Below are 26,108 nucleotides of genomic sequence, written 5' to 3'. Positions count from 1 at the left end.
TGCACCGGCCGGGCCATGCCGAGGGTCGGCGGGCGGTCCTCGGTGAGGTAGGCGGGGGCGTACGGCTCGGTGGCGCCGAAGGTGTTCTCGTCCTCCATCCCGGCCAGGCGGCGCGCCTCGGTGCGCGTCATCCGGTCCAGGCTCCAGGTGGTGAACGGCGTCGCGTGCGCGTCCCCGGTCTTGCGGATCCAGACGGTCTTCTCGACCCGGTACAGGTCGGAGGTGACGTTCTTGGCCCGGCCGACCGAGCGGACCGCCCCCGAGCCGCCGGTCATCGCCGAGCGGCCCCGGGTGTGCCCGGCGCGCACGCTGGGGCCGATCTGGATCCGGGGCTTGATCCGGTTCATCCAGTCGGAGATGACGTTCTGGAGGCCGAACGTCGGCAGGTTGAACGTGGGCCCGACGACCAGGGAGAAGTCCTTGGCGATCGCCTTGGTCTGCTTGCGGGTGTTCTGCACCGTCAGGAAGACCGAGTCCCGCAGCTCCGCCTTGTCGGTCTCCGAGGCCAGCACGGCCCGCCCCGGGACCACCCGCTCGATGACGAAGGCGCCCAGCGGGGTGCGCTTCTTGTCGTCGGCGAACAGCGGCTTGCCCGGCACCGAGGACCGGGACAGCCGCCCGGCGAGCTGGTGGAAGTTCCGGGAGGAGAGGAACCGGTCCAGCTCCCGGTAGGCCGAGGAGTCGGGTTCGGCGCCGATCCGGTCCACCGCCCAGTCGCGGATCGGCGCGACGGGGCCGAAGTCCTCGGTGATGACGAGCCGGTAGTCGGACTCGGGCCCCAGCCGCAGCGTCGTGGGGGTCCGGCGGAGCGTGGAGTTCGTGGTCACGCCCTCGGGGAGCCGCGCCTTGAGCCCGTGGTGCACTCCGAAGGCGAACTCCACGTCCGGCGCCGCCTCGAGGGCCGGCCGGGCCCGCCAGCGGCTGCCGAGGACGCCCCGCTTGGCCGGGCGCGGCTGCTCGGCGTCGGTGATGCGCACCTCGATGTACGCGTCGTCCAGGTACGGGTGCGAGGGGTCCCACTGGCGGGTCTCGCCCACGCTCAGGATCTGGTCCTGGGTGGAGTAGGTGACCTCGCGGATGCGGCCCAGCCGGATGCCGACCCGGCCGAACGCGGAGACGATGGTCGACTGCGGCCCCAGCGGCGCCGTCGGCGCCAGCTGGCGGGTCTGGCCGACCGTCTTGGAACCGCCGATGCTGGCCTGGGCGCGGTAGGCGTTGTCCACCTTGGTCGGTGCGGCGCCGTCGGTGAACTTGGTCCACTCACCGTAGTTGCGCACCCTGATGTGCAGCTTGCGCAGCCGCCCCGACTCGGTGCGGTACACGAACTCGCGGCCGTCCCCGGAGAAGGTCTGCGGGCGTTCCCGCATCGCGCGCTGCATCCGGCGGAAGACGGACTCGTCGATACCGCCACCGCGCACCCGGTGGCGCATCGACGGCTCCTCGCCCGAGGCCGTGTCCGGGCCGTGCCCGGCCATCTCGGTGTCGATGTGCTCCGCGATCCGCTCCCAGTCGCGGATGTAGACGTCGCTCTGCCCGAAGGCGATGGGCATGGCGGTGTCGTCGGACTCGTCGCCGGGGAACGCCAGGAAGCCGTCGACATAGCCCGGCATCTGGCTGTCGTCGGTGAACCTGCTGGGCCGGTGCACCTGGGGCGGCGGCAGCATCTCGGTGTCGACGCGCGGCCTGCGGCGCTCCTCCAGCTCGTCGTCGATCTGCACCCCGGCCGGCTTCGGCCGGGGGTTCTGGCCGGGCGGCGGGGTGGGCCCGAGGGGCGAGGGCGGCGGAGGCGGGGGCGGCGGCGTGGGCGGCGGCACCTCGGTGAGGGTGTCGGTGAGGTCGGGCAGCGGGTCGTCGAGGCCCGGCACCCGCCCGCCGAGGTCGGGCAGCGGGTCGTCCAGGCCCGACACCGGCGCGTCCAGGACGGTCGTGCCGGTGGGGCGGGAGGAGCCGGGGGTGTCGGCGTCGACCGGCGGGAGCGGCACCGGCGCTGGCATGCTGACGGAGTCCAGCGCGCGGGGGGTGGACAGCCGCAGGGAGTCCGCCGTGGGGATCTCCCCGGTCTCGGGCGAGGGGTGCAGCGAATACCTCGCGCGCGACGCCCCGTGGGGCGTGTGCTCCCCGATGGGGAACTCCGTGGAGTACACGTGCCGGCCGATGCGCTGTGCCAGGTCGGGGGCCAGATCGGGGGCGTAGCGGTCCAGCTCGGAGATGCCCAGGAAGACCGGGACGCCCGAGTCGTGGGCCAGCAGCTCCGGGTCGTGGGCGACCAGTTCGACGAGCTCCCCGGCCGGCACGCGCCGTGTCACCCCGGCGTAGGTGACGAAGAAGTGGCTCGGGTCGTTGCGGTCCACTTCGGCGCGGATCACGTACGGCCGCGGCTTCTCCACACCGCGCTGGTTCCGCCCGGCCCACTTCGGGAGCACCTCGAAGGCGGGGGTCTGGATCCTCGACAGATCCAGGAGGGTGCCCGCCGAGGGGCCCAGCACGTTCCGTCCGGCGGCCAGGCCGCCGGGCTTGTCCGGCGGGATCCGGGTGGCCTGGGGCATGGCCGGGTCGATCTCCAGGTGGTAGGCGGCCACCTCGTCCGTGACGCCCCCGTCGCGGCCGACAGCGTAGGCGTGGGCGGTCAGGGTCCACGCCTCGTCCCGCCGCGCGTCGTCCACCTCGGACGGGTCCAGGTGCAGCACCCGGACGGTGTACGCGTCCAGGTCTGCGGCGTTGAACGTCTCCAGCGCCTGGTGCGCCTTGACCCGCGCCCAGAACATCCGCGACCGCTCGTCCTCGCCCACCTCGTCCGGGCCGGACAGCTGGAGGAGAGCGGCGGTCTCCTGGGCCGCGCCGGCGCCGGACAGCCAGGTGGCGGCGTGGTCCAGGGCGGCCGGGAGGGTCACGAAGTCGCTCAGCTTCGTCCCCGGGACGCTGCCGAGCGCCTCGTCGAGCACCGCAAGGTAGTCGCGCCGGCGCGGCGCGAGCTGCCCCGCGGGCAGCTTCGCGGAGACGATCCGCCGGAAGAGATCCAGGGTGAACGGGCCCGCCTGCGCGAACCGGGGGTCCTCCCGCCACATCCGGTCCAGCGCGGCGGCCCCGCGCAGCAGTTCCGCGTAGGCCGGGTTCCGCTCGATACGGACGTCGTCATCGATCTCGTTGCCGAGCGTCAGCTTCAGCGCGCGCACCAAATCCAGCGTGCGCAGCCGCGCCTCCGGGGACACCGGGTCCGGGCCGCTGTGCAGCCCGATGGCGCGGGCCCGGCGATCCAGCTCGTCGGTCTCCGGCTCCGGGAAGAACTCCGCGTACGACCCCCAGCGCCCCTGCGGGTCGGTCACCAGGGCGCGGACGTACTCGCCGTTCAGGAGCACGACACCGGACCTGACGGAGGCGGCGCTGACCTTGTGCCGCATCTCGTTGGCGTAGTGCTGGCCCTGGGGGATGTCCCGGAGCGGGTTGGGCACGAAGGCGCCCGGGTTGTTCCGCCCGTAACCGCCACGGGGCGGCAGCGCGCTGTCCCGTGGGGAGGCCGCCCGGCATGTCAGCAGGGCCAGCCAGTCGTCCTTCGTCCGCAGCAGACGGCTGAAGCTCTTGCGCCTCTTCAGCCACTTGGCGCCCTCGTCCTCCCGCGCCCGGTGGAAGTCCCCGTCCTTGGTGGCGAAGGAGGTGATGCCCGCCCCGCCGTGGGCGGCGAAGAACGCCTTCAGCTGTCCCCGCGCGGCCGGTTCCAGAGTGAACGTCTCGGAGTGGACACCGGCGGCGAAGTTCAGGTGCACGTACTTCGTCACCTGGTCGAGATTGCGGTACGCCTCCTCCCGCGAGGCCATCTCATCGGGATGGAAGGAGGCGCGGCCGAACTGGAGGCCCGTCACCATGCTGGCCAGGGGCGAGGAGATCACGTTCTCGTACCAGTCCGGCTCGCCGTCGGTGTCGGTGTCGGGCAGCAGGCCGGGCGGAACGGGGAACCAGGCGCCCACCGGGAGTCCGGCCTCCCGGAAGAGCGCGAGGGCCAGGCCGGTGCCGTCCGGCGTGGCCGCCAGCCGCAGGTCACCGCTGTGCGCCCAGACGACGCGGCCCGTCCACTCCGCCAGCAGCCGCGCCAGGTACTGCTCGCCGTCGCCCGCGTACGGGACGGCCAGCACGATCGGCGCGTCCGGCGGGAGCGCGGCCAGCGCCGGGTCCTTCAGCACCCGCTCCACGAACCGCTCGACGTCCTTGCGCCGGTACGCGCCGTCCGGCCACGGGGACGTCACCCGCGAGCCACCCTTGACGGCCAGCAGATACAGGCCGGAGCCCGCCGCCCACGGCGGGGTCTGCAAGCCGACGACCTTGGGGGACCCGTCCGACTGCTCCTCCACGACACCGATGGCCTCGGTGTGCAGCGGCTTGTCCGGCAGGTTCGTCCAGTTCAGGCCTGGGAGCAGGGTGCCGTCGGTCGTCGTGAAGCGGCGGGCGGTGTAGAGGGCGGCCTCCTTCTCGGCGTAGTACGCGGCCAACTCCGCCAGGCTGCCGGCCCGGCCGTCCTCCACCGCCGCGTCGACCACCCCGTACATGGCCTCGCGCTGCTGCCTGGTGAGCGGCGTGCCGGCGGCCAGGCCCGTCACCCGCTCGGCCAGGGCCTCCGCGTTGAACGGGGTGCCGTTCAGGGCGGGGTCGGCCTCCCGCAGCTCGTCCAGGCGCAGCACCGCCGCCGACAGCTGGTGAGTGCTGATCTCGATCGTCACCGAGGCGGAGACCGCCCCCTGGGACGTCTGGCCGCCCGGGACGACGGTGAGGCCGATGTCGTCCGCGGACACGCCCTCGGCGGGCGCGCCGAGCATGGTCAGCGCGCGGTCGAGGTGGTGCCGGAACAGCGCGGCGACGGCGTCGGTCCGCGCCTTGGCGAGCTGTAGGCCCACTCCGTCGCCGACGATGGTGACGGAGGGCTTGGGCAGCCCGGCGCGCTGGTGCCGCAGAGCGACCGCCGCCGTGTCGAACGCCAGCCGCTCGACGGCCGCCGCCTCCGCCGGGGGTAGTGCGGCGGACTGCCCGTTGAACGCCACCCCGGTTGACGGCGGCAGCACGGACGGGGCGGCGGATGATGCCGGGGCGGCGGACGGCGCCGAGAGGGCGGGGACGGACGGCCAATCGCCGACCGGCACCTTGTGCACCTGGTCCGAGTCGAGCCGGGCGGCGAACTCCTCGATCTGGTCCGCGGACAGGACCGGGGACAGGACCGGGGCGGGGAGCGTGGCGCCGCGGGGCGCCGGGCGCTTCACCGGGGTGTCGGCCGACGGGGCCGAGGGTTCCGGTTCTGGCTTGCCGGCCGACTCGGTGTCGCTGTCGCTGTCGGGCTCGGTGTCGGAGCCGGAGTCGGATGCGGGGTCGAAGATGGAGCTGACGTCGGTGTCGGAATCGCTCCCGGAGTCGAAGAGGCCCGACTCGGTCTCCGGCTCCGGCTCCGGCTCGATCGGCGTGGTGAGTTCGATGGTCGCCCGCAGCAGCGCCTCCGGATCCGTGCCGGACTCCACGCCCCCACCACGGCTGCGGGCGGTGAACCGGAACGCCTCCGCGGTGAGCCGGTCCACCCACGGGTAATCCGTCTGGAGCCGCATCAGCGCATCGTCCAAGTGGTCCTGGAACCACTCCAGAACCGCCTCGGCCCGCTCCCGCCCCAACTCCCGCGCCTGAGGCCCCTCCCCGAACCCGGTGACCACAAACGACCGCAACGGCCGCCCCGCACGCCAATCCGCCAGCAACGACGGCGCCAACTCACCCGCCAGGTCCTCAAGATCCGCCACATCATCCTCGGACAACATGGCCGAACCCGACTCGAACCGCACCGTGAGCCCCGGCCCCGCCGCCGGAGCCGACACCTCCTTCGAGGCGGAACGCGGGACCCGGGGGTGCACCGGGAGGGGGGCGGGTTCCGGGTTCTGCGGGTCGACGGGGTCCGTGGGGTCCGGCTCCCCGACCACCCACATCCGCCGGCCGAGCCGCTGGGCCACGACCCCGGCCAGGTCGGGGGCATGAGCGACGAGTCCCTGGATGTCCAGCAGGATCGGAACCCTCAGGTTCGCGGGTAGCACGTCCTCGTCGTGGGCCAGCAGTTCGGCGAACTCCTCGGCCGACATGCTCCTGGTGACGGTGGAGCCGTCGGCGGATTCGTAGGTGACGAGCACCCGGCCCGGGGCGTTCGGGTCCACCTTGGCGTGCACCGTGTATGGAGTCGGCTTGACCTTGTTCTTCGCGTCCTTCCCCGCCCACGGAGCGTCCACCGGCCCCGAGGGGCTCTGGACCTTCGACAGGTCCGGGACCGTGCCGTTGTACGACTTCCCGAGGTCCCGTCCGACCACCAACGTCGAAGCGCCGGACAGGTGCAGGGCGGTGGTGCCCGACAGAGCACCGTCTGTCACGGCGAAGAACGCGGTCAGCACGTCCTCGTCGGTTCCGTCGAGTCCGCGGGCGAACGCCGTCGTGACGAGCTTCCGGATGTCGTCCCGCTGAGCGTCGGTCACCTGCGCGGCCGAGGGCAGGTCGAGCAGGTGAGCCGTGAGCCTGTCGAGGGCGGGCGCGGGCCACGCCTCCAGCGTCTTGACCCGCGCCCAGAACATCCGGGACCAGTCGCGCAGAAGCACGTCAGCGGGGCGGTCCAGGAGCAGTGCGTCGACGGCCTCTTGGTCGATGTCCACGGCGTTGAACCAGTTGGCCGCGTCGTCCAGTGACGAGGGCAGCGTCACGAAGTCGACGAGCCTCGTACCGACGGGGGCAGCAGCCGCCCGCTTGAGCACGTCCCGGTAGTCGCCCTGCCGCGTCTGTGTGCCCGCGGGCAGCGTCGCCGCGACGACCCGCTCGAAGAAGTCCAACGTGAACCGGCCCGCGTCCACGAACCGCGAGTCGAGTCGCCACATCCGGTCCAGCGCGGCGGCCCCCCGCAGCAGCTCCGCGTAGTCCGAGTTCTGCTCGATCCGGACGTCGTCGTCGATCTCCTTGCCCAGCGTCAGCCGCAGCGCCCGCACCAGCCGCAGCGTCGCCACCCTTGCCTCATCTGCCTCATCGGAGACCGGCCCCGGGCCCGTGAGGTACCCGATCTCCCGCGCCCTCCGGTCCAGCTCCTCGACATCCGGCTCCGGGAAGAACTGCTCATACGACCCCCGCCGCCCCTGGGGGTCGGTCCTCATGGACCGCATGTATTCGCCGTCGTGGAACGTCGTGGCGTCTTCGAGGACGGTGCCGTTGACCTTGTGCCGACTCTCGTTCGCGACATGCTGCCCGATGGCGACATCGGCGAGCGGGTCGGAAACGAAGGAGCCTGGGAAGAACTCGCCCCCACCGTCCCTGGGCGAACCGGCGTAACAGAGCACCAGCTCGATCCAGTCGTCCTTGCCGAGCTCCTGCACGCTCCTGCGGCGCGCGATGTACCGCGCCGCCTCTCCGTTCGGGACCTTGCGCGTCTCGCCGTCGTCCAGCGTGAACACGATGTAGCCGGGCAGGCCGTGTGCGTCGAAGAAGTACCTCCTCGTTCCCGGCTTACCCCGCTCCGGCAGCGGGAGCTTCCCGGAGACGAAGTGCCCCACAGCGATGTTTTCGTGGACGTAGTGCGTCATCGCGTCGAGATGACGCTGGTGCTCTTCCAGCTCCTTCTCGGCGACCTCCTCGGGGCGAAGCGCGGTGCGGCCGATCCGCCGCCCCGTCTTCGCACTGACCAGGGTCCGGTTGACCACCCTGCGCCACCAGCTCGGAACGTCCGCGGCCCCGTTGGGAGCCTTACCGGGCCGGCTCGGGATCCAGTCGCCCTCGATGGCCCCGTCCCGGTGGACCACGCCGATGCCGTACGTCTGCGGCCCGGTCTTGTGAATCGTGGCGCGTCCGCTGTGCGACCACACCGTCATGCCGGTCCGGTCCGCCAGCTTCTGCGGCAGGTCGAGCCCCCGGTCACCGCCATGGGGAATGGCCAGCACGATCTCAGTGTCCGCGGGCGCTCCGGTCCGCTCCAGGTCGACCGCGACCAACTCGACGAACTCGTCGACAGTCAGTTCGCGTTCGCTACCGTCCGGCCACCTCGCCGTGACGTGGTCGTGGCCGCCCTCCGCCACCACGGTATACGGAGGCCGGCCCTTCCTCCACGGGGCGTCGCCCCCGCCGACCTTGTCGAACCCGCCACCGGGGCGCTCCCGCAGGATGTCGACCCCAGTGGTCTCCAGCGCGACGACCTTCTCCCGGCCCCAGTTCAGACCCCCGACGCGCTGGCCACCCACCGTGAAGTAACGGTCCCGCTTGCTGGAGATCAGCCCCTTCACGAAAGCGTGGTACGCACCCAGCGACCCCAGACTGCCCGCCCAGCCGTCCTGATACGCGTCGGAGATCAGAGCGGCGGCACGTTCACGTTCGCCCAGGTCCACAAATGTGAGGAGGTCGCGGTGGAGGATACGGCGGACCAGATCGTCCTCGTTCAGCAGCCCGTGCCGCAGCCCATCCCGCACTTGGGGATCGGCCTTGCCCAGGTCCGTCAGCAGCTTCAGCGGCGACACGACCTCGACCGTCACCTGGCGACGCATCGCCTCCGCATCCGGGCCCGTGGCGTGCCCGACATCCTGGCCGAGACCATCCCATTGGATAATGAAGTCCTGGGCCGTGAGCCGATCGTCCGGGGCAAGGTGCTGCTGGAGACCGGCCAGTTCGTTGTCCAGGCTCGTCAGGAACTGGACATACGCGTTCCTCGCACGCGCCTCGCCCTCGGCGTCCGCGTCCGGGCCCTCGCCGTATCCGGTGAGGACCACGAAGGACGGCGGAAGGCCGCGGTCACGGTTGTCCAGGCCGTCCTGGGCCACCGTGGAGGCCAGCTGCTCCAGGCTCTTCTCGGCGTCCTGGGACAGGTCGGTGGCCTTCGGGGCGAAGGACACCGATATCCGCCGTATCGGGGAGGAGCCGGACGGGCTGGGCTGATTCGAGACCGGCGCGGTATGCACCGACTGCCATGCCTGGCTGCCCAGTCCGGGCATCGACTGCCCGGCCGCGGACCGGGCCACCGGCCCGCGCTCGGGCTGCGGTTGTATCTCTGTTTGCGGCTTGGCGACCGGCACGTCGGCGGGGTCGACGGACGACTCGGAGTCGGAGTCGGAGTCTGGCTCGGTGTCGGAGCCGGATTCCGAAACCGAGTCGAAGACGGAGTCGGCATCGGTACCGGCGTCGGAGTCGGCGGTCGACTCGGTGTCGCTGTCGGGCTCGGTGTCGGATCCGGGGTCGGGGACCGAGTCGAAGACGGAGTCGGAGTCGGGGTCGGAGTCGGGGTCGGAGTCGAACAGATCCGGCTCGTCGAACAGCTTCGCAGCCGTCAACGTCTCCACCGGCGTGGCGAGTTCGATGGTCGTCGGCGGCAGCGCGTTCAAGTCGCCGGACCCCAGGCCCGCGCCACGGCTGCGGGCGGTGAACCGGACCCCGTCCAGCCTGTACCGGTCCACCTGCGGGTCATCCGTCTGGAGCCGCATCAGCGCGTCGCCCAAGTGCTCCTGGAACCACTCCAGAACCGTCTCGGCCCGCTCCTGCCTCAACCCCCGCGCCTGATCCGCCGGACCCTCACCGAACCCGGTCACCACGAACGACGGCACCCGCCCGGCCCGCAACTCCGCCAGCACCGACGGCGCCACCTCACCCGCCAGATCCTCGAGGTCCGCCACATCGTCCTCGGACAACATGGCCGAACCCGGATCGAACCGCACCGCGAACGACCGACCCGCCGCCGATGTCGCCTGCGCGGTGGACCGGCGGACGGGGGACGGCACCGGGAGGGGTGAGGTCTCCGGGTTCTGCGGATCGACGGGGTCCGTGGCGCGCCATTCCAGGGCGGTCCGGCCCGTGGTGTCCCCGGCGGGCGGGCTCAGGGTCAGTATCGTGTGCACGGCGCCCTTGCCCCTGATCTGGCTCGGGACGGCGGCCGTCGACCAGATCCGCCGACCGAGCCGCTGGGCCAGTGCCGGCGCCAGCCCGGGAAGGTGGCGGTCGAGTTCCGGGATGTCCAGCAGGACCGGAACCGTGAGCTTCTGGCTGAGCAGCGCTTCGTCCCGGGCCAGCAGCTCGATGAACTGCTCCGGCGTCAGGCTCCTGGTGACGGACCTGAAGGTGACAAGCACCCGGCCGGGGGTCTTCGGGTCCAGCGAGGCCCGCACCACATGGGGACGCCCCTGGATGCGGCCCAGCGCGTCCGTCCCCGTCCACGGCGAGTCCTTCAGCCCCGTGGAGGTCCAGATCTTCGACAGGATCGGGAACGGGTCCCCGGCCCCGGCCCGGAGGTGGCGCCCGGACACCACGTCCGGAGCGTTGAGCAGGTGCAGGGCGGTGGCGTCCGACAGGGCGCCCTTGAGGTCGAGGTAATACGCGACCATCGCGTCCGGGTCGGATCCGTCGATCCCGACCGCGTACGCCGCCATGATCAGCTCGCGGGTGAAGTTGCGGTGCGGTGTCCTCACGTCGGCGGTGGAGGGCAGTGCCAGGAGCTGAGCGGCGAGCCGGTCGATACCGGACTCGCTCCACGCCTCCAGCATCTTGACCCGCGCCCAGAACATCCGGGACCGCTCGGCGTCGCCCACCTCGTCGGGCCCGTCGAGGAGGAGCGTCTCGACGGCGGCGTCGACGACGTCCTCGGTCGTGAGCCAGCGGGCGGCACGGTCCAGCGACGTGTGCAGCGTCACGAAGTCGTCCAGCTTCGTCCCCGGAGGGTTGCCCGCCGCCGCGATCAGCACGTTCCGGTAGTCGTCCTGGCGCGCCTCCGCGCCATCGGGAAGCGTCGCCGCGACGACCCGCTGGAAGAAGTCCAGCGTGAACCGGCCCGCGCCCTGGAACCGCGGGTCGGCCTGCCACATCCGGTCCAGCGCGGCGGCCCCGCGCAGCAGCTCCGCGTACTCCGGGTCCTGGTCGATCCGTACGTCGTCGTCGATCTCGTTCCCGAGCGTCAGCCGCAGCGCCCGCACCAGCCGCAGCGTCGCCTCACCGGCCTCCTCCGACACCGGCTCCGGACCCGTGTGGTACCCGATCGCCCGCGCCCGCCGGTCCAGCTCCGCCGCGTCCGGCTCCGGGAAGAACTCCACGACGGGCCGCGGCCGCCCCTGGGGGTCGGCGTACGAGAACAGGACGTACTCGCCATCGTAGAAGGCCACCGAGGCCGCCCCGAGGAAGGCGCTGACCTTGTGCCGGGTCTCGTTCGCGACATGCTGCCCGACGGCCACATCCTCGAGCGGATCGGGAACATAGACGCCGGACAGCGAGTGCAGTGCCCCGGGGAAGCCGTCGCGGGCGTAGGCGGTGCCCGGAACTGCGCGGTCGAGGGGGGAGCCGCTCCAGCAGGAGAGCAGCCGGATCCAGGCGTCCTTGGCGAGATTCCGCACGCTCTTGCGGTGCGCGAGGTATCGCGCCCCCTCCTGGCCGGGGAGAATGTGCATTCCGCTGTCCGCCAGCGGGAAGCCCATGGAGCCCGGGTAGGCGTGTCCGTCCCAGTTGTAGGACATGCCCGAGGACGGCAGCGGAATCTTCCCCGACACGGGCTTGCCCGTGATCTCGTTCACCTGGATGTAGTGCGTCACCATGTCGAGATGACGCTGAATGTCCTCCGTGTCCTCATGAAGGACGTCACGTTCCGGCAGGGCGGAACGGCCGGTCTGCCGCTGCGTCCGCGCGCCCATGAGGGTCCGGGTGACGACCTTGCGCCACCAGGACGGGGCGTCCGCGGTCCGGTCGGGGGCCAGACCGGGTTCGCTGGGGATCCAGTCCCCCTTGATGGCGCCCTTCTCGTGGATCGCGCCGACGGCGTACAGGCCCGAACCGATTTCGGCGAGCGCGGCGTTGGCGCTGTGCGCCCACACTGTCCGGCCTGTCCGCTCCGCCAGCAGCCGCGGCAGGTCCAGCCCGCGGTCACCGGCGCGGGGAATGGCCAGCACGATCGGAGCGTCCGGGGCCAAGCCGGTCCGTTCCAGGTCGCGCGCGACCAGTTCGACGAACTCGTCGATGGTCAGGTCCCGGGTCGTACCGTCCGGCCACGGCACGGTCACGCGGTCGTGGCCGCCCTTGGCCTCCACGATGTAGGGCCGTGACGTGCCCTTCCAGGGGGCGTCCAGCCAATCGATCACCGTGAGGCTGCCGTTCGAACGCCTCCGCTGCACCGAGACCTTGCTGGTGCGCAGCGAACGGACCTTCTCCGCACCCCAGTTGAGCCCCGGGAGGCGCTGGCCGCCCACCTCGAAGTAGCGGTCCCGCCGGTGGGAGAGCACACCCTGCTGGGCGACGTGGTACGCGCCGAGCGCGCCCAGGCTGTCCGCCCAGTCGTCCAGGTACGCGGAGGTCACCAGGTCAAAGAGCTGGTCGCGGACATCGGCGTCCACGGTGGCGTCCGCGGGGAGGTGGAGGAGGCTGCGGGCCATGTCGTCCACGTTCAGCGGCCCGTGCCGCAGGTCGGGGTCGGCCTGGCGCAGGTCGTTGAGCAGCGTCTGCGGCGGGACGACGTCGACCGTCACCTGGCGGCGCAGCGCCGCCAGGTTCGTGCCCGTCGGGGCGGGCTGTCCGACGTAGCGGCCGTGGCCGCGCCATTCGACGCGGAAGTCGTCGGCCTTCAGGAGGGTCGTTCCCGCGGGGGCGTTGGCCTGAAGGCGCCGGAGCGCGAGGTCCAGGGCCTCCGTGAACTCGTCGAGCGCGGCTTCCGCGCGCGCGTCGGCTTCCGCGTTCGCCTGCACCTCCGTGCCCTCGCCGTACCCGGTGAGGATGACGGAGGCCGGCGGGATCCTCAGGTCGCGGTTGGCCAGGGCGTCCTGGGCCACCTGGTGGGCCAGCCGTTCGAGCGTCCTCCCGGCGCTCTGGGACACCGCCGCGGACTTCGGCGCGAAGGGCACCGGCGTCGTCCGCGGCGCGGTGGTGACGGGAGCGACGACCTGGCTCGTGACCGGCGCGGTGTGGATCGGCAGGGTGATCTGGCCGCCCAGTCCGGGCATCGCCTGCCTGGACGACGACCGGGTCACCGACCGCTTCAGGGTCCGCCGCTGAGGTTCCGGCTTGGCCGGCGGCACCTCGTCGAGGCCGAAGAACGACGCGGTCTCGGAGTCGAGGCCGTGGGCCGAGTCGAAGACGGACTCGATGTCGGTGACGCTGTCGGTATCGGAGTCGAGGCCCTCGGCCGAGTCGAAGACGGACTCGATGTCGGTATCGCGGGCCGTGTCGCTGCCGGTGACGCTGTCCGTGTCGGCGACGGAGTCGGAGTCGGCGTCGGGTGCGGGCGGCATGGCGTCCGGCCGCGGAAGGGCCTCCGCACTGCCGGCCGCCGCGGGCATCGGCGATATGGGACTCGCCGGTGGCGCCTCGCCGGCCGGGTACTTGGCCGTGAAGCTCCTGGCCGTCGGCGCTGCCTCGAGGTACGGCACGGGCTTCAGCCGGAGGAGCGGCGGCCGCTGCGGATCGGGCTGGGACAGCCCGAGGGGGTGCGTGGTCGAGTAGACGACCCTGCCGATCCGCTTGGCGGCCCTCTCCGCCAGGTCGGGGGCCAGCCGGTCGAGCTCCGAGATGGCCAGCACGACCGGAGTGTCCAGCCCGAGCCTGAGCAACGCCCGGTCGTTGGCCAGGGTTTCGATGAAGTCCTCGACCGGGACGCGCCGCTTCAGCCCGTCGTAGTACAGCCAGATGTAGTGGGCCGGGTCCTTGGGGTCCAGTGCCGCGCGCACCACGTACGGCGTGGTCTTCGCGGTCTCCCACTCCGGTGTCACGAACCCGTCGGGAGTCACGACCCGGGTCGGGTCGATGAGCGCGGTCTTGTGCCTGGGCGAGTAGTCCCGGCCCGCCGTCATCTTCGCGCCGTCCCGGAGACGTATCTCGGTGTCGGCCGAGAAGGAGCCCTCGTTCTCCAGGTCGTACGCGGCCAGTGCCACGGGGTCGGACGCGTCACGGCCCACGGCGTACGCGACGATGGCCAGGGACCGGAGGCTGTCGCGCCACTCGTCGTCCACCTCGGCCGGAGCCAGGTGCAGCGCGCGGGCCGTCAGCGCGTCGAACTCCGGGCCGGGCTCGGGCAGCGCCTCCTGGGCCTTGACCCGCGCCCAGAACATCCGCGCGAGCTCGGCCTCCCCCACCTGGTCCCGCCCGGACAGCCCCGCCTCCACTGCGGCGTCCGCCATGTTCCGCCGGGTGGCTCCGTCGGCGGCCCGGTCCACCGACGCGGGCAGCGTCACGAAGTCGCTCAGCGGCGTGCCCGGAGTGACGGCCGCCGCCGCGGTGAGCACCACGTGGTACGCCGCCTCGTCCGGGTCCGGCCCGCCTTCCGGCCGGGCCGCGACGATCCGGTCGAACAGGTCGAGGGTGAAGAGCTTCGTGCCGGCGGCCCGCGGATCGGCGCGCCACATGTGGTCCAGCGCCGCCGCGCCGCGCAGCAGCGTGGCGTACTCGGGGTCGTCCGCCACGTGGGCGTCGTCGTCGACCTCGTTGCCGAGCCTGAGCTTCAGCGCCCGTACCAGGCGCAGCGTGCGCTTCAGCGCGGCCGGGGACGGCTCCCCCGGCTCGTTGTGGAATCCGGCCGCCCGCGCCCGGAGCGCCATTTCCCCGTCGTCGGGCTCCGGGAAGAAGTCCACCTCCGACGACAGGTTCCCCTGTGCGTCGCTGAACAGCATCCGGACCCATTCGGCGGCGTAATGCCCCAGCCCTGCCAGGCGGGTGGAGGCGCTCACCTTGACGCCGAGCTCGTTCGAGAAGAGCTGTCCGACGGGAGGGTTGTCGAGCGGATCGGGTACGAAGGCGTCGGGGGCGGCCGACGAGTGGTGGCCCAGGGACGGCAGAGCGCGGTCCGCGCCGCTGCCGCTCCAGCAGATCGGCAGGTTCAGCCAGTCGTCCTTGCCCAGGTCCGCGAAGCTCTTGCGCCGCTTGAGCCAGCGCGGCCCCTCCCGTCCCTCGGCGCGGTGCGTTTCCCCGTCTTCCAGCTGGAAGGTGACGTAGCCGGGGCCTCCGTGCATGACGAACGAGCGGATCTTCGCGCCCGGCTTGACCTTCCGCTGTGCGCGGATCTTCTCGGAGGTGGCCCCCGTGACGAGGTTGTGGTGGACGAACTTGTTGATCCGGTGGGCACGCCGGATGGCCTCTTCACGGGTGGCCAGGTCGCTGGGCGAGAACGAGGAACGCCCGGTCTGCTTGCCGCTGCGGTGGTCGATCGCGGGCGAGGACACCACCTTGCGGTACCAGTCCGGAACGTTCTCGTCCGGCTCGGGCGCCATGTCGGTGTCGGTGACGCTCCAGTCGCCCTCCGGGAGCCCCTCCCGGAAGGTCAGGGCGATGGCGGGCCGCCCGTCGTCGCCCGGCTCGACCGTCACCGCACCGCTGTGGGCCGCCACGAGGTGGTCGAAGCGCGCGGCGAACTTGCGCGGCGCAGCCACGTCCCGGTCGCCGGCGTGCGGGATGGCGAACACGACCGGCGTGTCCTCCGGGAGCTTCGCCAGCTCCGGGTCGTACGCCATCAACTCGACGAACTCGTCGATGTCCAGGTCCCGGGTCGTGCCGTCCGGCCACGGCACGGTGACCTTGTCGTGGGCACCTGCCGCGGCGATGACGTACGGGGTGCTCCCCCGCCACGGGGCGTCCACCGCGTCCCGCACCGGGTCCCCGTCCTCCGGGATCCTGGTCGTCCTGATCCGGGCGGTGGACAGCTCCTTGTTGGCCAGCCCCAGCCAGTCGACGCCGGTGAACCGCGGATTCTGTCCCTGGGAGCCGGGCGCCACGAAGCGGTGGCGCGCGTCGAACAGGCCCTGGCGGGCGGCGTGGTACGCGCCCAGCGCCGCCAGGCTGGTCGCCCGGCCGCGCCGGTGGGCCTTGACGACCAGGCCGTACAGCTGCCCGCGCGTCGCGTCGTCCACCGGGGTGTTCTCCGGCAGGTGCAAGATCTTCCGCGCCAGCGCGTCCGCGTCGTACGGGCCGTTCCGCAGCGCGGGGTCCTTGCGGCGCAGCGTGTCCAGCAGTGCCGCGGGCGAGACGACCTCGATCGTGGTCTGCCGCCGCAGCTCCTCCCGGCTCGCGTTGCCAGGCGCGGGGTGACGCCCGACGTCGCGGCCGCGGACGCGGTCCACGAAGTCGAAGTGCTGGACGGTGAGCCGGTTCGCCGCCGGCACGCCCGCCTGGAGCTCGTCCAGCGCCTGGTTGAGCTGGTGCATGAACTCGTCGAGCACCGTCTCGGCGCGGTCCTCGCCCATCCCCGTCGCCTGGTCTGCCGAACCCTCGCCGTAGCCGGTGATCACACCGGCGGGCATCGGCAGCCGCGCGTGCTGGTTCCGGATACCGGCCGCGGCGACCTCGTACGCCAGCTCCGAGATCTCGTCCCGGTCGTCCTCGGACAGGCTGGTGGAACCCGGCTCGAACCGGATCGTGGTCACCGGCGCGGGCGTGGGACCGGACGCCGGACCGGTCACCGGCGCGGTGTGCACCGGCAGCGAGAACTCCTGTCCCACACCGGGCATCTGTGCCCCGGGAGCGGAGTTGGCCAGGCTGAGGGGGCCGCCCGGCGCCGGCCTGCCGCGGTCGGCCGATTCGGTGTCCGACGTGCTGTCGTGGCCGGAGTCAGTGTCCGACAGCACCCCGGCGACGGAAGGAGCGCCCTGCGAGATGACCGCCATGGCCGGACGCGCCGTGGTCAGCGCCGGAGGCACGGTAGGTGCCCAGTCGTCCAGCGGCTTCGACTGCGCCGGATCCCCCCTCAGCACGATCACGTGCCGCTTCTGCTTCGCCTTGCTGTCCGCCACCACCGTGGCGGGGTGCTTGGGCGTCAGCACTCTCCTGGCCGTCCCCTCCCGGGCGGCCAGAGCGTCCGCCATCCGGTCGCCTCCCGGACCCGTGACCGGTCCGAGCAGAACGATGGGAGTGGAGAGTTTGGTGGTACGCAGGACCTCCGCGAGGAACGCGACGATCTCCTCGTACGGCGCCTTGCGGGTGGTACCGCCGGGCCAGGGGACCGTGACGTGGTCCTGATCGCCGTCGACCATCAGCACGAACATCGGACCCCCGGCGCGGTCCTCGCCGCCCGTCGTCGTGCCGTCGGGCGACACCCGGTACACGTCCGTGGCCAGCGGGCCGTTGAAGGGCCTGCCGGTCAGATTGAGCCCCACCAGCTCGCCGGCGGGCGAGTAGATCTGAGCGGCCGGGGAGCGGAGCACCATGCGCTTGAGGTAGTGCGCGGACACGGCGACCGGGTCGTACACGTCGACTCCGGTCAGCGCTGCCTCCACCATCACCCACAGGGCCATCACCCGCATCCCGTTCGTGTCTGGCGGTACGGCCCCCAGATGCAGGATCCTGGTAGCCAGGGCGTTCGGGTCCGGGTGGTCCATCAGGGCCGGCCCGGCCTTGACGACCGCCCAGAACACCCGGTGCCGGAGGGGATCGCCCGGAGCGGGGTGGGCCTTCAGATCCAAGATGCCGAGGGCTAGCGGGTTGAGCGACCCCATCACGGACACGGCCCGGTCGAGGACGTCGAGCGGCGCGAAGTCGTGCAGGGTGACGGGTCCGGACGCGCCCTGCAACTTCCCGTGTGCGTCTCCCAGTACCCTCCGGACTGCGTCCCGGAGCTCGGCGGCGTCGGTGAAGGGGATCGGCCTCCGCTTCGGCGTCCCCTGCTGTTCGAGCCGGGCCCGCACCACGAAATCCAGCAGATCCAGACTGAACGGGCCCGCCTCGGCCAGCTTCGTATCGGCACGGCGCATGGTCTCCAGCGCGCCAATCCCGCGCAGGAGCTTCTGGTACTCCCCCGACTTGTCGTCCCTGCTGTCCTCGATCCCGTGGCCGAAGATCTCGCGCAGCGCCCGCACCAGCAACAGGGTGTCGTCCCGGTCGGCCTCCGACACCGGGGCGGAATCCGACAGGCCGTAGGCCACTCGCGCCAGCCGCTCCAGCCGCTCCGGCCCGGGCTCCGCCCGCAGCTCCGACCACGCCCCTGGCACGCCTCGGGTCGTGGCCAAAATGCCTTGAATAAAGCGGCCGCCGCTGAACCCGAAGACGTGCTCCCGGTTGGGGACGATCAGCGGGTGGTCCTCGCCGAGCGCGTTGGCCACCTTCTGCGCCTCGGAAATGGTCGTCAACGGATTGGGCACGAATGGCGCCTCGCTGCCGTCGTGCAGGGCGAGAGGAGGCCCGTCGGAGGCGGCGTTCGCAAAGCACGCCTCCAGCACGATCGGAGCTCCCTTGCGGAGCGCCCGCACGCTCGGGCGGCGCTTCAGATAGCCACCAAACTGATCGCCTGTGGTGACTTTGGTCCCGCCGTGCCCCTTGTCGTCCCTGGCGTCCACCACGACGAAGAAGCCCGGGATGCCATGCAGCACGACGTGGTAAGCGTCCCGTCCTTTCCACGGCGCGTCGTACTCGGGGCCGAACGGCTCCGTGTTGACCGGGTCGAAGTGAACGTGCCGCGCGTTCTGGAGGTCCTGCTTGAGCAGATCCTCCCTGGAGATGTCTGCGTCCCTGGGGATGAGGTCTGCGTCGGTGAACAGAGCGCGGCCACCCGACCGGTTGGTCCCGGGCCTGGTGAGGGTGACGCTCTTGACGTCCCTGTCCATCAGCTTCGAACCGTTGGTCAGGACGATGAACCCGTTCCCCGTCTCGGCCCACGCACCGTCCGGACCCAGATCGTCGGGGCTGATGGAGATCCACTTGCCCAGCGGTATCCGTTGCGTCCGCGTCAAGTCCACCGGCATGACGCCGTGCCGCTTCGTGTTCGGGTTGTAGACCATGACGGGCACGCCGCTGTGCACCAGCAGCCCCCGCCCGATACCACGGGAGATAGTCCGCGGCATCTCCAGACCACCGTCACCCGCGCGCGGCACCACCAGCATCACCTCGGCCAGCGGGCCCCGCTTGGCCAACTCCTGGTCCATGGCCAGCAGTTCCGTGACCTCATCACCCGGGACCCGGCGCGTCGAACCGTCCGGCCACGGCACCACGATGTGGTCCGCCCCACCGTCCGCCTCCACGATGTAGGCATTGTTCTTGCCGGACTGGTCAGGTCCCGGCGTGGCAGGCGGCGGTGTCTTCTGCCCCTTGAACGTCCGGCCCACCACCGAACCGTCCTCGGGAGAGAACAGCAAAGTCCGCTCGGACAGCACATCTCCGCGCCTTACGAGGTGGAACGCCCCCAGAGCCGCCAGGTTCTTGTCCCGGCCCTCGGCCACCGCCTCGTCCACGAGCGCGTACAGCTCGTCACGCAGCGCCGCGTCCACAGGCACGGACGGGGCCAGGTGCAGGATCTTCCGCGCCAGCGGAACCGGGTCGAACGGCCCGTCCTTCAGCTTCGGATCCATCTGACGCAACTGGTCCAGGCGCCGTACCGCGGCCCTCCCCTGCTCCGCCGGCGGGAGAGAGGCCGACCCGGACGGGCCCGCGGCATGCTTGTTCTGCGCCCCCGCGGAAGGATTCTTCTTCGGGGCGTTGGTGACGAACGTGTCGTAGTGCGGCGCGGCCCACACCCCGGCCTCGGTACGCACGGCACCGGTGGCCTCGGCGACGGAAGGAGCGCCCTGCGAGATGACCGACATGGCCGGATGTGCCGTGGTCAGCGCCGGAGGCACGGTACGTCCCCAGTCGTCCGCCGCCTTCGACTGCGCCGGATCCCCCCTCAGCACGAGCACGTTCTGCTTCGCCTTGCTGTCCGCCACCACCGTGGCGGGGTGCTTGGGCCTCAGCACACTCCTGGCCGTCCACTCCCGGGCAGCCAGAGCGTCCGCCATCCGGGCGCCTCCCGGACCCGTGACCGGTCCGAGCAGGGCGATGGGGACATCGAGCGGGGTGGTACGCAGGGCCTGCGCGACGAAGGCGACGACCTCCTCGTACGGCGCCTTGCGGGTGGTACCGCCGGGCCAGGGGACCGTGACGTGGTCCTGATCGCCGTCGACCATCAGCACGAACATCGGACCCCCGGCGCGGTCCTCGCCGCCCGTCGTCGTGCCGTCGGGCGACACCCGGTACACGTCCGTGGCCAGCGGGCCGTTGAAGGGCCTGCCGGTCAGATTGAGCCCCACCAGCTTGCCGTCGGGCGACTTCTCGTCGGCGGGCGACTTGATCTCACTGGCGGGGGAGAGCAGCCCGTTGCGCCGGAGGTGGTACGCGGCCAGGGCGACCGGGTCGTACACGTCGATGCCGGTCAACGCGGCCCCGGCCATCACCAGCAGGGCCATTTGCCGCATCGCGCCCAGGTCGGGCGGCGTACGGTCCAGGTGCAGGATCCGGGCGGCCCTGGCGTCCGAATCCGGTTGGGTCTTCAGTGCGTGCGTGGCCTTGGCCAGCGCCCAGAACACCAGCGGGCGGCGGGGGTCGCCCGCGGCGGGAAGAGACTGCAGCCCCAGGGCGCCAACGGCCTTGGGAGTGAGGACCCCCATGAGGTTCGCGGTCATGTCGAGGTGGGTGAGCGGAACGAAGTCGTGCAGGGTGACCAGGCCGGACGCGCCCTGGAGACGGCTGTGTGCCGCGTCCAGCACCTGCCGGACGGTGTTCCGGAGTTCGGCGGCGTCGGCGAAGGGGATCGGCCACGGTTTCGGCGTGCCCTGCTGTTCGAGGTAGGCCCGCACCACGAAGTCCAGCAGATCCGGGCTGAACGGACCCGCCTCGGCCAGCCCCGGATCGACACCACGCATGGTGTCCAGCACGCCGAAGCCGCGCAGGAGCTTCTGGTACTCCCCCGCCGGATCGTCCCTGTCGTTCTCGATCTCGTGCCCGAAGACGTCGCGCAGGCCGCGCACCAGCGTCAGGGTGTCGCCCCGTTCGGTCTCCGAAACCGGATCGGAATCCGCCATGCCGAACGCCACCCGCGCGAGCCGCTCCAGCACCTCCGGCCCGGGCTCCGCCCGCAGCTCCGACCACGCCCCCTGCTCACCCCGGGACGTGGCAGCGATCCCGTGCATGACCTCGCCCGTAGCACTGACCTTCATCATGCCGTACACCCGGTTGGGGACGATCAACGGGTGGTCTTCGCCGAGCTCGTTGACCGCCTTCTGCGCCTGAGAGACGACCGCCCACCGGTTGGCCACGAAAGGAGCGTCGGCGCCGTGGTGCACGGCAAGGAGAGGGCCGCTCAAGGCGGCGTTCGCCCAGCATGCCTCCGCCACGATCGGGGTGCCCTTGGGGAGCGCCCGCACGCTCGGGCGGCGCTTCAGATAGCGGGCGATCTGCTCGCCGGAGGTGCCCTTCGCCTCGCCGTGCCCCTTGTCGGCCGTGGCGTCCACTGCGAGGAAGAAGCCCGGGAGACCGTGCAGGACGAAGTGGTAGACGTCCCGCCCCTTCCACGGAACGTCCCGCGGAGCACTGATCGGCTGCTTGCTCCCATGGGAGTCGGGGACCGGGTCGAAATCGACGTACAGCGCGCCCTGGAAGTCGTTGAAGAGGTCTTCCCGGTCGATCAGATCGGCGTCGGTGAAGAGGGCGCGGCCACCACCCGGCCGGTTGGTCCCGGGCCTGGTGAGGGTGACGCTCTTGACGTCCCCGTCCATCAGCTTCGAATCGTCGGCCAGGACGATGAACCCGTTCCCCGTCCTCGCCCACGCGCCGTCCGGACCCAGGTCGCCGGGGAGTACGGAGATCCACTTGCCCAGCGGTATCCCCTGCTGCTTCCGCAGGTCCGCCGCCGGCGCGGGGTACCGCTTCGTGTTCGGGTCGTAGGACAGCAAGGGGATGCCGCTGTGCGCCAGCAGCCTCCGCCCGAGTCCGGCGGAGATGTCCCGCGGCATCTCCAGACCACCGTCACCCGCGTGCGGCACCACCAGCGTCAGCAGAGCCTGCGGGTCCCGGCGGGCCAGTTCCGGGTCCATGGCCAGCAGCTCGGTGACCTCGTCACCCGGAATCCGGCGCGTCGAACCGTCCGGCCACGACACCATGATGTGGTCCCGTCCACCGTCCGCCTCCACGATGTACGGACGGGTGCTGCCGGCCTGGTCGGGGCCCTTCACTGTGGGCGGCGGCGTCTGCTGCCCCTTGAACGTCCGGCCCACCACCGAACCGTCCTCGGGATTGAACAGCAGCGTCCGCTCGGAGAACACATCGCCCCGACGGACAGCGTGGAACGCACCGAGTGACGCCAGGCTCTTGTCCCGCCCCTCGGCCATCGCCTCGTCCACCAGCGCATACAGCTCGCCGCGGGTGGCCGCGTCCACGGGCGCGTCCTGGCCCAGGTGCAGGATCTTCCGCGCCAGCGGAACCGGGTCGAACGGCCCCTCGCTCAGCCCCGGAACCGCCTTGCGCAACTCGTCCAGCCGCTGCACCGCCGCCGTACCCGACGGCAGCTCGAACTCCACCACCACCTGTCCGGCGGAGCCCTGCACGGCGTCGTCCCCGGGCTCACGACCGGACGGCTCGACCGTGAACGTGCCCGCCGCGCCCTCCCGCTGAAGCCCGTTGCGGTACAGGTCCGCCACCAGCGCGGCACGCCGCCCCGCAGCACCCGACGCGGACACCTGACCGTTGTCGTCAAAACTGGTCATCACCACACGCGGACCCTGAAGACCCGCCAGCTGATTCCGCTCACCCGCCGTCACCAAACGCCCGACGAAATCCCGGGCCCGGGCCCGCTGGCCGTTGCTGAGCTTCTCGGCACCCTCCGCGAAGTTGGTCCGGCTCGACACCGGCAGCACCGACTCGACGGGACCCCAACTCGACGCCGAAGCAGCCTGCTCCGACAACGAAAGCGAAGCCATCCCAGCGGTGGGAGCGGTGGCGGCGCTGCTGGCCTCCCCGGCCGGAGCCGCGGCCGCCTTGGCCTTGGCCTTCGGCTTCTTCTTCGGAGCGTTGGTGACGAACGTGTCGAAGCCCGGCCCGGCCCACACCCCGTTCGCGGTGCGCACGGGGTCGTCGCCGGGCGTCGTGGCCACCGAGGCGGTCTCGGGGGCGAGGTCCAGGTAGGAATCGAGGTCGGCTGTCGAGGTCTCGGTGGCGGTGTCGGCCGGGGCGGGCGCCGGGTCGGCCGGGAGGTCGGTGGAGGTGGTGGCGGTCGGCGTCGGCGGGAGCGGGGCGGCCGGGGCGGGTACGGCCTGCGACTCGGTGGCCGTCGGGGCGCCACCACGGACGAGGGGGGCCTGGCCGAGGTCCTTCCGGAGCGTGTCGGCGAGCGCGAGGCCCGACGGCGCGTCCAGCCCGTGCCTCAGCAGATGGTCGGCGATCTGCCGTACCGCGTCGCGGTACGTGGCCTCGGCGTGGCGGGAATCCGCCAGGACAGGGGCCGAGGCCAACGGCAGGACCAGGGCGACGGCCCTGTCCCAGGCCCGGTCGGCATCGGCCTCGGTCGGCTGCGGTGCGGTCGTGGCTTGCGGTGCGGTCGTGGGCTGCGGTGTCGCCGCCGGACGCGGATCGCCGTTCGGCGCCGCGCCCTTGAAGTCCGCGTACGCCCCGTCCCACATCCGCAGCGACGCGTTGGCCGCCGCGGCGTCGACCACCGTCGGCCACGGGGTGGGCTGTGCCATCAGCAGGCGTACCTGGTCGACGGGGTCCAGCGCGCTGACGGGGATCCGCGCGCCGGGGAACGCCGCCGCCACTTCGTGCTCGGGGCCCGGTGTGACGCCCGCCGCGCGCAGCACGGCCGGGGTGACGGTGGCGTCCGGGCCGTGCAGCTGGAGCAGGTCCTCCGCCGAGCCGTCCGGCAGGTCCTGTGCCGTGAGCCGGCTCGCGATCCACTCACGCTGGGCGTCGGTGCGCTGGGGCTGGGGCGGGGTGTGGCCGGGCTCGTTCGGGTGCGCGGCGTGCGGGGGGACCCCGAGGTCGCGCAACCGGGTGGCGGCATCCACCAGCTGGCCGTGCGCCTGCTGGGCACGGGCCTGGGCGTCCGAGAGCGCGACGGTGGTGTCCGCGGCCCCGGGCGCCACGTCGTCGGCGAGCTGATCGACGGTGCGCAGGGCGTCGGCGTACGTGGTGAGCGCGTCGTCGTACGTGGTGCGGGCCCGGACGATGTCGTCCTGGCGCTGGACCCCCGGGGCACCGCTTGCGGGGGTGCGCGGGGTGTCGCCGAGGTGCGGTGCGTTCTTATCGGTGCCCGGGGTGGTGTCGGCGCGCGGCGTGGTGTCGTCGCGCGGCCCGCCCTGCGTGTCCTGCTGCCCGGTGGGGTTGTGCTGCTGGAGGGAGTTCGGGGCCGGGGTCTTGGCCGGCATCCCGTTCTGGGACCCGGTGTTGTTGTGCGGAGCGCCCGGGAGGCTTTGCGTGGAGTTCTCGTCGGCGTTCTCGTTGACGTCGAGGTTGCCGTAGTCGCTGAGCTCCCCGTCCTGCCGCGAGACGGTCGGGATGTTCGACGGCGGAGTGTTCAGCGCGGCGGAGTTGTTGAGCCCACCGGGGTTGCTCAGGCTGCTCGGGCTGGTGAAGGCGCTCGGGTTGTTCAGCAGGTTCGGCGTCTTCAGCGGGTCCGGGCCGATGGGCGTGGTCATGGGGTCCGGCATGTCCAGTACGGACGCGATGTTCTGGAACTCCGGAGACGTGTTGAGGGAGTTCGGGTCCTTGATGAGGTCCAGGCTCTTCGGATAGCCGCCCATGGCGCCCGGACCGGTCGGAATGTTCGACGGGCTGACCACCGGTGTGTTCGTGAAGGACGACTCCGGATTGCTGCCGGTGGTGGTGCTGACGGCTCCGGGGACCGGGTTGTACGGAGGGGGCGAGACCTCCGAGTTGTACGGAGGGGGCGGGGTCGCCGAAGGACTGGACGTGGGGTCGGGCGTGACGTTCTTCTTCTCACCGAGGTTCGAGGGGCCCGTACCGGCCTCTTCACCGAGGCGCTTGTTCAGGATGTCAAGGGTGTTCTGCTTGTACTTGGTGAAGACGTTCCCGTCCGGGAACGTCTTGGCGTGCAGGGCCATGGAGCCCTGTGCCGTGGGCTCCATCATGAACATAGTGGATACCCCGCTGAGGCCGGAGCCGACGAGGGACGTCCAGTCCCACTTGCCCAGCACGATCGCCGTGGCGATCGTCTCGCCGAATCCCTCGCTCACGAAGTGCGAGGGCACGTCGAACACCGCGTTGTTCACGTTCTTCTTGGTGAACAGGTTGCTGTACTGGATCTCGAACTTGCCGAAGATGTCCTTGGCGAAATTATTCTTGAAGACTTTCGACAGGGCGTTCTTGAGGTAGTTCGAGACCGCACCGAAATGACCGATGAAGAAACCGGCCAGCCCGCCGACCGCCGCACTGATTCCGACGTCTTTCCAGTCGATCCCGTCGGGCTGCTGGTCGGGGGGGTTGATGGTCATCACCAAGAGCTGAGCAGCGAGGCTCTGGATTGCCTCCTCGAGCGCCTCGGACAGCGAAGGGAAGAACTCGAGGTACCGCAGGAGGCGATCGATCGTCATCATGATCGCCAGCTTGGACCTCATCCGGGCCAGGATCATCTCCGAAGCCGACGCCCCACCGGTGAGCCAGCTCACCGCCACCAGGATCGCCAACTCGATCAGCAGGGAGAGGACTTCCATGATGATGTCGAAGTGCGATTGCTGGATCTTGAGGGATGATTTGCCCTGATTCGCGCCGTACTGATCCATCTGCGTCGCGAACTGCTGCAGGGCGTCGCCGCCGTTTCTGTTCACCAACTGCGACAACGAGCGCTCATAGACGTCCGCCACGTTCGGCGGGAGACCGCTCTTCACCTCGTCGATCGACGCCAGCATCATCTGGCGCAGGTCGAGAATGGACGTACCGAGATCCGTGTAGAGGTCACGACTTTCCCATGCCAGACGTGCCTTCGCCTTCAAGGGCTTGGAGCCGAAGAGGACGAACAGCATCGTGCTGACGTCGTCCGGATACTCGATGTCGTACATCTAGCGCTTCCCGTGGCCACCGCTGCGGTACTTCTCGGCGTTCACCTTGGCCGCGCCGATCTCGTCCTGGACCGCGTTGCTGACCTTGTTGATACTCCGCAGGCTCTCCGTGGTGGCCGACTGCAGTCCGGCGACGAACTCGCGCAGGCTGTCCTGAAACTTGCGGCAGCCCTCGTTCTGCCGCCTGTACTGCGGATCGGTCTGGCGGAAGAAATCGTCTTTGTCGCTTTCCTCTCCGTTCCAGCCCTCGACACCCTGCTCCGTGCGCTGAAAATCGGCCGCCATCTTCTTCAGCGCATCCTGCAGCCCTTGCATCCCGTCAATGGCACGCTTCACATCAGCGGGACGCGCCTCGTAGTTGTTGTAACCGCTCAC

At 71.2% G+C, this 26,108-nt stretch carries 2 protein-coding genes (1 of these 2 cut by a window edge); both read right to left on the bottom strand.

Going from position 1 to position 26,108, the window contains the following annotated elements; all coding sequences use genetic code 11:
- Positions 1-25,733: the 5' portion of a lonely Cys domain-containing protein gene (locus tag ACWC5C_RS20895; RefSeq protein ID WP_450877280.1), read on the bottom strand. It extends 50,503 nt beyond the left edge of the window; the window shows 25,733 of its 76,236 coding nt (coding positions 1-25,733); it begins with the start codon at positions 25,731-25,733; its stop codon lies off the left edge, out of view.
- Positions 25,734-26,108: a hypothetical protein gene (locus ACWC5C_RS20890; protein WP_450877278.1), complete on the bottom strand. Its 375-nt coding sequence runs from the start codon at positions 26,106-26,108 to the stop codon at positions 25,734-25,736.

The organism is Streptomyces sp. NPDC001700 (assembly GCF_053596435.1).
This window is presented reverse-complemented; position numbering and strand designations above follow the sequence as displayed.